At 42.2% G+C, this 12,836-nt stretch carries 11 protein-coding genes; 3 read left to right on the top strand and 8 right to left on the bottom strand.

The features are described from left to right. The first annotated feature begins 51 nt into the window (after positions 1 to 51). Positions 52 to 1,443, top strand: coding sequence for a UDP-glucose dehydrogenase family protein (locus VB620_RS16295; RefSeq protein ID WP_323197208.1), 1,392 nt, complete (start codon positions 52 to 54; stop codon positions 1,441 to 1,443). A 49-nt stretch (positions 1,444 to 1,492) separates the two neighbouring features. Here VB620_RS16295 and VB620_RS16290 read toward each other — a convergent pair whose 3' ends face one another. Beyond that, positions 1,493 to 2,287, bottom strand: a complete 795-nt coding sequence (locus tag VB620_RS16290; RefSeq protein ID WP_323197223.1) for an LmeA family phospholipid-binding protein — start codon at positions 2,285 to 2,287, stop codon at positions 1,493 to 1,495. A 411-nt stretch (positions 2,288 to 2,698) separates the two neighbouring features. Between VB620_RS16290 and VB620_RS16285 the strand changes: the two genes are divergently transcribed. Then, positions 2,699 to 3,049, top strand: a complete 351-nt coding sequence (locus VB620_RS16285) for a hypothetical protein (RefSeq protein WP_323197207.1) — start codon at positions 2,699 to 2,701, stop codon at positions 3,047 to 3,049. Between the two features lie 26 nt (positions 3,050 to 3,075). On the opposite strand, the gene VB620_RS16280 is transcribed toward VB620_RS16285, so the two are convergent. Both VB620_RS16280 and VB620_RS16275 read right to left on the bottom strand, forming a co-directional pair. Beyond that, positions 3,076 to 3,624, bottom strand: a complete 549-nt coding sequence (locus tag VB620_RS16280; RefSeq protein ID WP_323197206.1) for a transposase — start codon at positions 3,622 to 3,624, stop codon at positions 3,076 to 3,078. Continuing rightward, the gene (locus tag VB620_RS16275) at positions 3,618 to 3,929 is read right to left on the bottom strand and encodes a transposase (protein WP_323197205.1); all 312 of its coding nucleotides are present in this window, start codon (positions 3,927 to 3,929) and stop codon (positions 3,618 to 3,620) included. Before VB620_RS16275 ends, VB620_RS16280 begins: the two co-directional genes overlap by 7 nt. A 293-nt stretch (positions 3,930 to 4,222) precedes the next feature. On the opposite strand from VB620_RS16275, the gene VB620_RS16270 reads away from it, so the two are divergent. Continuing rightward, complete coding sequence (locus VB620_RS16270) at positions 4,223 to 6,583, top strand: pentapeptide repeat-containing protein (protein ID WP_323197204.1); 2,361 nt, start codon at positions 4,223 to 4,225, stop codon at positions 6,581 to 6,583. Between the two features lie 46 nt (positions 6,584 to 6,629). Here the strand turns inward: VB620_RS16270 and VB620_RS16265 are convergent, their stop codons facing one another. The 5 genes from VB620_RS16265 to rpsB all read right to left on the bottom strand — a co-directional run bounded on the left by VB620_RS16265 (position 6,630) and on the right by rpsB (position 12,715). After that, a complete protein-coding gene (locus tag VB620_RS16265; protein WP_323197203.1) occupies positions 6,630 to 6,851 on the bottom strand; it encodes a type II toxin-antitoxin system HicB family antitoxin in 222 nt (73 codons plus the stop codon). A gap of 144 nt (positions 6,852 to 6,995) precedes the next feature. Then, entirely contained in the window at positions 6,996 to 9,467 is a 2,472-nt protein-coding gene (gene recG / locus VB620_RS16260) for an ATP-dependent DNA helicase RecG (protein ID WP_323197202.1), read from the bottom strand. A 103-nt stretch (positions 9,468 to 9,570) separates the two neighbouring features. Then, the gene (locus tag VB620_RS16255) at positions 9,571 to 10,485 is read right to left on the bottom strand and encodes a hypothetical protein (RefSeq protein WP_323197201.1); all 915 of its coding nucleotides are present in this window, start codon (positions 10,483 to 10,485) and stop codon (positions 9,571 to 9,573) included. 315 nt (positions 10,486 to 10,800) lie between these two features. Continuing rightward, positions 10,801 to 11,745 (bottom strand): translation elongation factor Ts, encoded by a 945-nt coding sequence (gene tsf, locus VB620_RS16250; protein WP_323197200.1) that lies wholly within the window; start codon positions 11,743 to 11,745, stop codon positions 10,801 to 10,803. Between the two features lie 172 nt (positions 11,746 to 11,917). Next, complete coding sequence (gene rpsB / locus VB620_RS16245) at positions 11,918 to 12,715, bottom strand: 30S ribosomal protein S2 (protein ID WP_323197199.1); 798 nt, start codon at positions 12,713 to 12,715, stop codon at positions 11,918 to 11,920. Between the last annotated feature and the right edge of the window lie 121 nt (positions 12,716 to 12,836).

Raw genomic sequence — 12,836 nt, 5'->3', positions numbered from 1 at the left:
GACACTTGTTTTTGCGAAAGCTAACCTTGAAAAAGTGAGGATTTACACTAAATGCGTGTTTGCGTAATCGGTACTGGCTACGTTGGTTTGGTTACAGGTGCTTGTTTGGCTCATATCGGCCATGATGTGATTTGCGTAGATAATAATGAAGAAAAAGTTAAATTAATGAAATCTGGGCAGTCCCCCATTTTTGAGCCGGGACTTTCAGAAATTATGCAGTCTGCTATTAAAGCAGAGAAGATTCATTTTACTACAGATATCGCCGCCGGAGTTGCCCACGGGGAAGTTCTATTTATTGCTGTGGGAACACCACCTTTACCCACTGGCGAAAGTGATACCCGCTATGTGGAAGCTGTGGCTCGTGGGATTGGGGAAAATCTCAACGGCGGTTATAAGGTAATTATCAATAAATCTACAGTCCCAATTGGTTCTGGTGACTGGGTAAGAATGATTGTTTTAGATGGGATTGCAGAACGTCAAAAAACTCTCGTCCCCGCAGGTGGTGTACCAATTGAGTCCAAATCACCGGAAGATTTACCTGAATTTGATGTGGTTAGTAACCCAGAGTTTTTACGTGAAGGTTCGGCAGTTTATGATACCTTTAACCCAGATCGTATCGTTTTAGGCGGGAATAGTCAAAGAGCGATCGCCTTAATGAAAGAACTCTATACACCAATTGTCGAACGCCAGTATGCTGCTGATAAATCTTTACCACCAGTGCCTGTATTATCCACAGACCTGAGTTCCGCAGAGATGATCAAATACGCTGCTAATGCCTTTTTAGCCACCAAAATCAGCTTTATTAATGAAGTTGCGAATATTTGCGATCGCGTTGGTGCGGATGTTACCCAAGTAGCAAAAGGTATCGGTTTAGATTCTCGCATTGGGAACAAATTCTTAAACGCTGGTATTGGTTGGGGTGGTTCCTGCTTCCCCAAAGATGTCTCCGCACTGATTCACACAGCTGAAGACTATGGCTATGAAGCTCAGATTATGAAAGCTGCTGTGAGTGTCAACGAGCGCCAACGCCTGATTGCTTTAGAAAAACTGCAACAAGTTCTCAAAATTCTCAAAGGTAAAACAGTAGGACTTCTGGGTTTAACCTTCAAACCAGATACCGATGATATGCGGGATGCGCCAGCACTCAACTTGATTGAGCAGCTTAACCGACTAGGAGCTAAGGTAAAAGCCTACGACCCCATTGTGTCCCAAACAGGTTTACGTCATGGTCTCACGGGCGTGTTAGTAGAAACCGATGCAGAAAGACTAGCCGACGGTTGCGATGCTTTAGTATTAGTCACCGAATGGCAACAGTTTAGCAGTTTAAATTACACTAAAATGGCAAAATTGATGAGCCATCCTGTGATCATTGATGGTCGGAACTTCCTCGACCCTGAAACTATGGTCAAGGCTGGTTTCCAATATGTCGGTGTGGGAAGATAACAGTTAACAGTTATCAGTTATCAGTTATCACTGTTCACTGATAACTGATTTAAGGATTGCGGGGAATACGTTCTATCTCTGCATATCCACTGAAAATTAATCTTTTACCTTCAGTTTCTAAACGATTAAGTCGCAATTTCACACCATCCAGGTCAAAGCGATCCAAGTCAACCATATTATCTAAAATTTCCGCCAGCGCCATACTCAATGTTTGGGAGACTTCCCGTTGGGCTTCTGGGACTGATTCCAGTTCAATTTGGGGGTTTTTAAAGGAAATCCGCCGCCGTCTTTCCACTGCTACAGTCATCACCATCCTCAGTGGGACGATTTCTCCATTATTTAAATCTGCTTTTGCGAACATCCGCAGACGATTATCTGCTAAGAGTTCTACTTGAATATCGGTAAAGGAAACTGGTTGACCGCCGGATATTTCTGTCAGGGAGGGTACAGTGAGGTTAACCAGATGCTGTGTCACCAGTTGAGCATTGAAGGCTTGGTTAATCCCTGCTTCTGATAATACTACGTGGGCGATCGCCTGGGTCGGTTGCTTCAGGTTCAGCTTACCACTCAGAACCCCACCGAAGTCAATGGCAACTGCATCGGTTTCAAAGGACATTTCCTCGACCAAGAAATCCTTGCGAATCACCAAGCCAGTACCGCTCATCTTAAAGCTATCAATGCTGCCTTGCAAGAGTTTGCTGGAGGGATAGCAGCGCACAAAGACTTCTACTGACTCGCTTTGGGTAAACAAGTGGCGAATCGTTTGACTGGCGACTGTATTGAGCATCCGCTCTCCCCAATCCGTCTCTTTGGAATCTTTTAAACCAGTAAGTCCGCCGAACATGAAGTTTTGGGTCTCTAGAAGTTCTTTATACTTTTGTAACAAATCGTGAAGAATAGAGCAAGCGATCCCCACATTCTTTTTTCTGATGGTGGCGTTAGGAATAGCTGATGATTCAGAGTTTAGTATGTCAGATGTTACAGTTTCTCAGTCCAGAGGCTCAAATTCTTGTTGTTCACGAATGGATTTAACGTCAAAATATTAATTATAGATGGGCTTTTCGCTAAGAATGCAGATTCCAGCATTTAAGGGAGTGACACTAGACCCTAAACCGCAAACGGTACGGAGGAACAACGGTGGTTACACTATAAATGTGCTTAAAAGCGTTGAGTTTACGGCATTGTTCGTGGTATATCTGTATCCAAAGAACAAAATTGGATGCTGCAACCTACTATTTAATACACAATTAATTTTATGAGCGAAGAATTACAAGGCTCCGAATGGGATAATTACACTCCTGAACAGAAGCACTTATTCCAAGTTTGGATTAAATCACTTGAAGAAGCTCAAGCTGCTAGTATAAATTTGATTAAATCCTTTAATAATACAGAACCTCCTTTTGAAGCAAAAAATACATCAAATACAGCATCATTTACTAGAAATTTTGATTCTAATTTTATTCTTTCAGAAGCTTCAGGAATTCCTTTAAGAGTCGGAGATCTTCCCAAGAACCTACTATTAGTAATATGTCAATCAGATTGTTTTCTCAAACCTGAATCTAATCGTCAACAATGTATTGAAGATTGTAGAGAAAAACACAAATAATGTGAACTATAGAACCCATTTGACATCTAAGAAGAGGCTGCAAGCCTCTGAACCATCAACCGAATAAAACGAAGATTAACCTTGGCAGTCGCATTAGGTAGAGTTCGCTCAAAGTTCTTGACGAGAATTTTGCATCTCTCCATCCAAGCATTTGACCGTTCAATCACCCACCTGGCTGCAACCGGAACAAACCCAGATTTCCCTAATTCCTTTTTTTCTTGTTTTGATGGTTTTGGCGAAAGTTGAAACCTGATTTTCGTCATAATCTGGGGATAAACCTTTTTTAATTCTGCCCTCAGATGTTCAGGGTGATAACCGTGATCTAGTAGGATGGTGATTTTGGGAATATTGACAGGCTTGGATTTGAAATAATTGATGTTTTTAGTCAACATCTCAATCAAACCCTGATCATCAGATACATTCGCTTTGGTGCAATGAGTGAACAAGGGAAACCCCAGAGTATCAACAGCTAGATGCTTTTTAATACCATTCGTAGATTTGTAGAAACAATATCCCTTTGATGCAGCGCTGGCATTACAGGTGTTTTTTACGGCTTGCGAGTCGATAATCAGCAACGTTGTCCACTTGGGTTTTTTTTAACCTGTTCACGCACTTGAGCGTGTAAAATGCTCATCAGTTTGTCGAGCGCTCCTTGGTCTCGCCATTGCTTGTAATGCCAATAGACTGTCGAGTAGGGAGGTAGGTCTTTGGGCAAGTCTTGCCAATTGCAGCCATTCTTGAGTTGATAGAAGATGCCATCCAAAATTTCTCGCTTTGTCCAGTTAGGCGGTCTGGTCTGCTTCTTAGAGGGTAATATCTGAGGCAGTAAGGGTTCAAGGATTGTCCACTCTTCGTCTGTCAGGCTGCTAGAGTATGGCATAACTACTGGATACGACTTTTGCAGTCACTTTACTTCAAGACAGTAAAAGATGTCAAATGGGTTCTATATATTTGAGTCGTTTCCCACATATCTACTTCACGCTTGCGTCCACCTGGTTTTGCTCTGGAATCAGGTCACTCAGAAATTCATATTGGGCGTGGGTCAGGTTGCTGGGGTATGCTTTACTCATGTTACTCTCTCGGTGCTGTCTATTATTTATTCACAGCTTATACTGAGAGAGCTTTTTTACACCCTTTCCGACTTTTCAAACATCCTCTAAGAACCATAAATAAATGTTTAAAGATTTTTCTGGACAGAATCTATGTGGAAAGTCTTTTAAGGGTGAAGACCTTAGTGGTGCTAATTTTCAGGGTGCTGATCTTAGAGGCGCAAGCTTTACAAAAGCTATCTTAAAAGAGGCAAACTTTAGTTATACAAATTCTGGATTACAATCGATTAAAATATTTTACTTAGTTGTATTTTCACTGTTGTTAGTAGCTTTAGCAGGAATTATTGCAGGACTAGGTGGTATTTTTGCTTTTTATTTTACTTTGCATCCTAAAACCACAGACATTGCTATTATATCTAATACATTTATCTTATTTTCTTTATCAATTTTTATTGGAATTACTTTCTGGAAAGATTTTCTCTACGGTTTACTTTTAGGATTATTAGTACTAGTTCCCAGTTTACTGATTGCTTTAGCTTTAATTGGACATATTACTGCAATTAGCCAAGCATTTTTTGTTGGTATAGGAGCATTATCTTCAATTGCCACTAGTCTTGCAGCTATAGCTTTGGCTCAGACTGTAATTATAATGATACTTAACTCTGTACCTATAGCTATATTTGGAAGTTTTATACTGGCTATAGTTTCAGCAGCAAATTTACCTACGATAGAATCAACTACGACTACTGCCATTATTTCTGTGTTAGGAAGTTACATTGCTTGGCAAGCATCAAAAGGCGCTGAAAAATTTACCTGGATTCAAAAAATTGCTGTTGCCGCAGCCGCTACAGGTGGCACAAGTTTTCGGGGTGCAGACTTAACTGATGCTAATTTCACTCAAGCCAAACTAAAAAGTACAGATTTCCGAGGTGCTATTCTTATCCGCACCTGCTTTCACCAAGTAAAGATGCTTGACCGTGTTCGCCTTGGCACAACTTACCTGCAAAATGCACAAGCACGTCAGGTGTTAGTTACAGGTCAGGGGCAAGAGAAGAATTTTGACCGTGACGATTTACGAGGTGTAAATTTTCAAGGAGCTAATTTGGTAGATGCCAGTTTTATTGGTGCAGATCTGAGCGAAGCCAACTTACAAGATGCAGATTTATCCAGAGCAAAATTAGTACAGACACAACTTAACGGCACGGATTTGACAGGGGCTACGCTCACTGGGGTATACATTCAAGATTGGGGTATTACTACTGACACCAAATTTGATGGTGTACGGTGTGAATACGTTTATATGCGACTCCCCACCAAAGAGAAACCTGATCCGCTTCGCAAACCAGATAACCATAAAGAAGTTTTTGCAGATGGGGAGTTTGGGGATTTTATCAAACCAATATTTGACACCCTGGATTTATACCATAACCAAGATGTTGATCCCAGAGCGATCGCAATTTCATTTAAGCAGCTAGCAGAAAATCACCCTGATGCTGACTTGCGAATTGTCGGCATGGAAGTACGAGGTGAAGATAAATTTTTACTTCGTGCCAAAACCGCAGCTACCTCTGATAAGTCTGAACTGAGTTCAGAATATTTCGCTACTTATAACAAGATAAAAGGCTTGCCAGAGCGAAAAATTAAATTATTGCTAGAAGAAAAAGATAGCAGAATTCGTAGTTTAGAAAATATGGTAAATACGGCACTACAAACCCCTAAATTTTACGCAGAAAATTATAATAACCAAGGAGATACCATGCCACAAGGTTCTAAAAAAGAATCTAATTTCAATTTACAAAATGCTCAATTTGGTGGCGGTTTAGTCAATGCAGATACAGTAAATGCTGAACAAATCGGTGGTGATATCACAAATTATGGTCAACAACAACAGCAGAAAGAAGCACAAACAGAAACTCACAATTCTGCTGTAAAAATAATTTTAATTTTGGCATCTAATCCCCAAAACACCACACCCTTACGATTAGATGAAGAGGTACGAGAAATTGATGCGGGATTGCAAAGAGCCAAAAAACGGGAGCTATTTGACTTGAAGCAACGCTGGGCTGTGCGCGTTCAGGATGTTTACCAAGCACTGTTGGACTTTAAACCCCAAATCGTTCATTTTAGCGGTCACGGTTCAGAGGATGATGGTTTGGCCCTGGAGAACAAAGCGGGAAATTTGAAATTAGTGGACACAGAAGCCCTGGCTAAACTCTTTGAGTTATTCTCCACCACAATTGAATGTATTGTTCTCAACGCTTGTTACTCGGAAGTGCAAGCAAGTGCGATCGCCAAATATATCCCCTATGTCATTGGAATGAATCAAGCGATTGGCGATAAAGCAGCCGTCAAATTTGCAACAGGTTTTTATAATGCACTGGGCGCTGGAGAATCTGTAGAGTTTGCTTATAAGCTTGGGTGTAACGTTATCCAATTAGATGGTATTCCAGAACATTTAACGCCCGTACTGATCAAGAAACAGTGATTAGCTTTCTTAATAACGCGTGCGAGTACGTCTACACAGACTCTAATCATGAGGCTTTATCATAAATTGCAGGTCGATATCTCGGTTCAGGTATTGGTTTACCTTCGATTTTGGCAGCTTCTAACCATACTGCTTTTGCTTGTAATACTTCACTAAGTGCTTCTTCTTCAGTCGAACCAAATGCCGAACAATATTTCAGATCAGGAATATCAGCTATATAGCCATTATCTTCTTCACTGTAGAAAATATTAATGTGATAGTGTTTCATTATTCATCCTCCAAAGTGAGTGCATATTCTTCAACTAAAATCATCTCTCTTTAACAATGCACTTAATAAAATCTTCTACCTTTGCGCCTAACGCACTTCGTGCTTCGCTTCGCTGATGCGCCTTTGCGTGAGACAAAAATAAAATTAAGTCAAAATCGCCCCACCCATTAACCGTTCATAACGATACTTCAACTCAGCTTTCATCAACAACCAACGTTCCAAAGTTGCATCCATCTCTATCACCTTCTCCGCAACTTGTCGGGCTAACAGCAAAATTTCCTCATCTTCTACCAGACTGGCTAAGGTAAAATCAGCTACACCCGATTGGCGAGTTCCCAGCACTTCCCCAGGACCACGGAACCGCATATCCATTTCCGAGATAAAAAAGCCATCCTGGGATTGTTCCAAGACCTTCAGCCGTTGTTGAGCATCTGCACTCTTAGAACTACTCATCAATAAACAATAAGACTGAGCCGCACCACGACCAACACGCCCGCGCAATTGATGCAATTGGGACAAGCCAAATCTTTCAGCATTTTCAATGAGCATTACAGTAGCATTAGGTACATCCACACCCACTTCTACAACAGTAGTAGAAACTAATATTTGCGTTTGATTATCGCGGAATTTAGTAATAGATTCGTCCTTTTCTGCGGAACTCATGCGACCATGCAACAATCCCACTTGAAAATCAGGAAAAATACTCTCTTGTAACTTCTGATGCTCCTCTACGGCCGATCGCAAATCCAATTTTTCGGATTCTTCCACCAGAGGTAAAACCACATAAACTTGTCTTCCTTGGGCAATTTCTCGGCGAATTAAGTCATAAGCTTGGGTGCGTTGCTGACCCGTTAAAACAGTGGTTTGAATTTTTTGCCGTCCTGGGGGTAACTCATCAATCTGGCTAACATTCATATCTCCATGTATTGTTAATGCCAAAGTCCGAGGAATGGGGGTGGCGGTCATAGTTAATACATGGGGTTGGTCGCCTTTTTGCTGTAATAAGGCTCGTTGTTTCACACCAAAGCGATGTTGTTCATCAATTACCACTAACCCCAATTGGTTAAAGTTAACGGTGTCTTGAATTAAAGCGTGAGTTCCCACTAATAAAGGTAATTCCCCAGTTATTAGCTGAGAGTGAATCTCTCGCCGTTTGGCAACTTTGGTAGAACCTGTCAGTAATTCTACGGGTAAATGCAACAGGTTAAACCAACTGACTAACTTGCGGTAATGCTGTTCTGCTAACACTTCCGTGGGAGCCATTAACGCTGCTTGATAGCCAGATTGAATGGCGGCGAGGATCGCAATTACCGCCACGACAGTTTTACCAGAACCCACATCGCCCTGTATCAGACGATTCATCGGTGTGGATTTTTCTAAGTCGGTGAGAATATCGTTGAGGACTCGTTGCTGTGCGCCAGTGAGTTGAAAAGGCAGAATTTCGGAGAATTTTTCGACTAGCTGACCTTTGGGGGCGAGAACAGCACTGGTTTGGATTTGGCGGGCTTGGTGCTGACGTTGTAATAAGCCCAGTTGCAGGTAAAAAAATTCATCGAATACGAGGCGACGACGGGCTGTTTGCAGAGTAACGCTGTCATCAGGAAAATGGATATTGGCGATCGCATCCTTCAATTCCATCAAATTATACTTTTTCCTTAACCCTCTCGGCAACGGATCTTTCAGGTCAACCGTAGCTGGTAAAGCCGCCGTAATCGCCTGTCTCACCATATTTGCCATCACACCCTCAGTCAGGGCATAAATTGGCACGACCCGCCCAATAGTCAAAGAATCAATAGTATCTCCTGGATGTGCTAACACCTCAAGTTCCGGGTTATCCAGCGTCAACCCATATTTACCCTCTTTCACCAACCCACAAGCCGCCAAAATACTACCCACAGGGTAACGGCGTTTTAAACCTTCTTGCCAACCACGACTAGCAAAACGCGCCCCAGCCCAAAAGCGCGTAATTTTAATTTCCCCAGTATTATCTTTAAGGACTAATTCTAAAATTGATAACTTCTTATTTCTAGGGCTAGTAAAACAGTTACAACGCTTGACATTCGCAATAATTGTCACCGTTTCACCCCCCTGCAATTCCCGGATATTCACCTGACGCGCATAGTCAATATGGTCACGGGGATAGTAGAACAGCAAATCCCGCACAGTCAGCAAATTCAGCGCCGCTAATTTATCCGCCTGACGAGGGCCGATTTCTGGTAAATCACTGAGTTTTTGATCAATATTTGGCGCTAACCTCCGACTCACTTCCGCCACAATTGGCGATTTAGGTTGAGAATTTTGGCGTTTGTATATCTGTGATTTCTCGGTGCTGCTTGGTTTTGGTTCTTGCTGTAGTTGGTAAAGATACCTCCGAGTTTCAGCGACTAAATGCTGTCTTTCTGACTCTTCCAGATGGGGATAGTTAGCAAATTTCACCGCTAGTTCTTGCCAACGGCGACGTTCTACAGAAGGCAAAGCTGTGGGGAATTTCCCAAAGGTCAAGCAGAGAAATTCACTGAAGCGGTATTGTTTGCCCATTAAGTCTGTAAAGCCTTTATCAGCTTCTATTGCCAAGGCCTTCTGCAATCTTACCCAATCTGGTGTGTCATTAGTCATTGGTCAATCAATTTTAGATTTTAGATTTTAGATTTTGGATTAGACTGCAATCTAAAATCGCAAATCCAAAATCCCAAATTCTTTACTCCCCACTTCCCACGTACTACTCAAACCAACTAGCACGCCATGCAGATTCAGCTTCTGCAATTGACCGTTCCCGTTGTTTTTTTTGATAATCTCGCCCCAACTTGTTTAACTCAACTAAAACATGGCGAATTTGTCTGCGTGCAGATGAAAGTGTGGTGTCAGCAAATTCAATTTCCCCCAATCTGAGGTTAATCGCCATAATCTGTGTGAGTCTGGATTCCTCTGGATCTTCTTCATTTGTGATTTCCACCACCACATTTAAGAGATTAGCTGGCCCTGGTATTACCTCAGCAGATGCTTCTGAGACAGCCGCCGCCGCTTCTAAAATTGGTTCTGGTAATTTACTGGGTAAGATACTAGCTTTTTGTAACAAAAGGTTAGCATCACGAGAGACATTTTTCAGTACCTGTTGAATAAAATTCTCCAGATTTTGTTGCCATTTTGCTAGTTCTACGGGGTTGGATAAATCAGGGGCGAAGCTTTTCAGGACTGAATTTATCAAGGGTAAAGCAGATGAATCAGATAAAATATATGTTACTACCTCATCCTCCGATTCTGCCTCATCCTGCTGATCTACTTCTTCCTCCGGTTCTACCTGCTCGTCCTGATGTACTTCCTTGTTCTGTTCTACCTCATCCTCCGATTCTGCCTGACTCTGGAGATAAGAAAGTAATAACTCAGCCGCTTCTTGACCAGAATTACGGATAGCTTGCTGTAATTTTTGGCGTTGATTCAGAGATAAACGTAAGAAATTTTCCGGATATCCTTGGGTGCATAGATGGTAAGTTGCTAAGATCAACTGTTTTCGTAAAGCTTGCCCCAAAGTAGTTAAATAACTGTCATAAGCATTCTGGAGTTCTGCGGCGATCGCCCGAATCGCTGCTTGTAACGTTACAATATCCTTTTCAATTAGCTCAATAGCTCTAGCCATATCTTCTTTAATGAATCACTTATTTGATAGCGTAGCCTAGCATCAGCCACGCTTTATTTTGGTACAACCATACCTATTTTTATTGATCTGTGTTCATTTGTGGTTTCTCCGTTCTTCCTCACCACCACCTTGACTAACCAACAAAAACACAGGCCAATTCATGATAACTGGCCTGTGAGTACACAAGTAATGAGTTATAGCAACCGCCAAGGAGGTTAGGACAGAAACAGATAATGAAACCCTCACAATTAAAGAGTTTCGAGCCTGTTCCCTGTTCCCTGCTATATAAAGACAACTCCTAACTTTTGACTAAAGTTACTTGCTACCCATTTGAGCAGCGACTTCTTCAGCAAAATTACTCTCTTCTTTCTCAATACCTTCACCAAGGATATAGCGCACGAAGCGATTTACCTTGATATCTTCGCCTACTTTGCCTTTAACTTGTTTTACCAAGTCATCCACAGAAATGCTCTGATCACGAATGAAAGGCTGATCCAACAAAGTCAATTCCTTCAGGCGTTTTTCAATCCGTCCCTGAACGATTTTCTCTTTGATGTTCTGGGGTTTGTTGCCCAAATCATCGCGCCCCATTTCAATTTCTGTTTCTTTTTGGGCAAATTCAGCTGGGATTTCGTCCACGCTGACATACTCCACATTGGGACAAGCTGCAACTTGCATTGCCGCATTTTTCGCCAATGCTTGAAACTCTTCATTCTGAGCTGCTGACTCAGTTTGGGCGTTCACTTCTAGCAAAACACCAACTCGACCGCCAGTGTGAATGTAGCTGTCTACAATACCCTGTTTGCCTTCTGGGAGGGCAAAACTGACAAAGCGACGCACTTGAATATTTTCACCTAGCTGGGCGATGGTTTGCTTGATGAACTGGTCTACAGAGACGCTGTTTTCTTCAATATAGGGTTGAGCCAACAAAGATTCAACACTATCAGCCGTACTTGCTTGCTGTGCCAGATTTTTAACCAGAGCTTTAAAAGCTTCGTTACGGGCGACAAAATCGGTTTGGCAGTTAATTTCTATGAGTACACCCACTCGACCATTGGGTTGAATGTAGGTGTCTACTAGACCTTCTGCTGCCACGCGATCGCTTTTCTTACCTGCTGAAGCAATCCCCTTTTGTCGCAGCCACTCTATACCTTTTTCAATGTCGCCGTCATTTTCTTTCAGCGCTTTTTTGCAGTCCATCATGCCTGCACCAGTTTTTTGGCGTAGCTCTTGGACGAGTTTTGCAGATATTTCCGCCATGTTGCCTCAATTCCTAACTTGACCTTGAGTTGTAATCGCTCACGGGTGTTGAGTATTTCTATCTTACTCAGGGCTGGTGAAAAAAAAGCGATGAAGTATGAACTGTGAAGAATTGAGTACGAAGCGTGAGCTTTTTAGTCTCCATACTCAATGTTTCTTCTACTGATTCTGTTTATGCTCCTTCACTAGAAGAAGAGTCACCAGACGCTTCAGCCGATTCGCTGTCGTCGTACTCGTCATCATACTCAGAACCGTCATAATCTTCGTAATCGTCTTCACCTTCCAGCTGACCGCCACGACCTTCAAAAATCGCGTCTGCCAATTTGCCAACGATCAATTTAATAGACCGAATAGCATCATCATTGGCTGGAATGGGGATATCTACTACATCTGGGTCACAATTTGTATCTAGCATAGACACAATTGGTAATCCCAGTTTTTGACATTCTTGAACTGCGTTATATTCCCGCCGTTGGTCTACAATCACTACCACATCGGGGACTTTCCGCATATTCTTAATCCCACCCAGGTATTTTTGCAGCTTCGTCATCTCTCGACGCAACATAGAAGCTTCTTTTTTGGGTAGTAAATCTAGTGCGCCGCTTTCTTCACGACGTTCTAAATCTTTCAGGCGATCGGCTCTGGTTTTGATTGTCGCCCAGTTGGTGAGCATTCCACCCAACCAACGTTGGTTAATATAATGGGAGCCACAACGAGCAGCTTCTTGGGCGATAATTCCCGCAGCTTGGCGCTTAGTACCAACAAACAGGAATTTTTTACCTTGCTGAGACTGCGATCGCATATAGCTATAAGCATCTTCCATTAACTGGGCAGTCTGCACCAAGTCAATGATGTGTACGCCATTGCGAGAAGTATAAATGTACGGAGACATTTTGGGGTTCCAACGCCGGGTTTGATGCCCGAAATGTACCCCTGACTCCATCATTTGAGCCAATGAAACTACTGGCATATTTTTTTGAACTCCTATATTCGGGTTAAACCTCCATCCAGTTGTATTTCCATCACAGAAACACCCGAATGACTGAATGTGCGAGATTAGACAACCCTTCTAGGGTATCACATATAATCTG

This window comes from Nodularia harveyana UHCC-0300 (assembly GCF_034931085.1).
Classification (GTDB): Bacteria; Cyanobacteriota; Cyanobacteriia; order Cyanobacteriales; family Nostocaceae; genus Nodularia; species Nodularia harveyana.
This window is presented reverse-complemented; position numbering and strand designations above follow the sequence as displayed.